Genomic DNA, 714 nt, shown 5'->3' on the forward strand with positions numbered 1-714 from the left:
AGCGGTTCGCTGCACAAACCCTGCAGGCGCTCCAGTGTCAGGGCCATGTGGCTGCCGCGCTTGCTGGCGGCGATGGCGTGGATCTCATCGACGATCACCGTGCGGGTGCTGGCAAGCATCTGCCGGCCCGAGTCCGAGCCGAGCAGCACGTAGAGCGATTCCGGGGTGGTGACCAGGATGTGCGGCGGGTGCTTGCGCATCAGGGCGCGGTCTTTCTGTGGGGTGTCGCCGGTACGCACGGCGGTGCGGATCGCCAGCGGTGGCAGGTCGAGGCGCTGCAAGTGCTCGGTGATGCCGGCCAGCGGGGTTTGCAGGTTGATCTGGATGTCGTTGGAAAGAGCCTTCAGGGGCGAGACGTAGACCACCAGCGTTTGGTCTGGCAGTTGGCCGCCATTGGCCAGGCCTTGGTGCACGAGATCGTCCAGCACCGCGAGAAAGGCAGTCAGGGTCTTGCCGGAGCCGGTGGGTGCGGCGATCAGTGTGGAGCGGCGCTGGCGGATCAGCGGCCACGCCTGGGCCTGGGCGGCGGTCACCGACGGGAACGTGCTGCGGAACCAGGTGCTGACGGCGGGGTGGAAACCGTTCAAGACCGTGTCCGTTGATTCAGGAAGGTTCATCCCCAATTTATGCGGCCGGCCCCGGCAACTTGCAACCCCGGGATGCATTCCCTGTGGTGAGGGATCTTGCTGCGGTAAGGGAGCTTGTTGTGGCGAG

The 714-nt window shown here is 65.8% G+C and carries 1 protein-coding gene; it reads right to left on the reverse strand.

Features of this window, described 5'->3' with window-relative positions; all coding sequences use genetic code 11:
• The coding region (locus HX846_RS37875) for a DEAD/DEAH box helicase (protein ID WP_178967543.1) at positions 1 to 617 on the reverse strand (617 nt) is incomplete at its 3' end.
• Between the last annotated feature and the right edge of the window lie 97 nt (positions 618 to 714).

The organism is Pseudomonas sp. K5002, from assembly GCF_013386655.1.
Taxonomy (GTDB): domain Bacteria; phylum Pseudomonadota; class Gammaproteobacteria; order Pseudomonadales; family Pseudomonadaceae; genus Aquipseudomonas.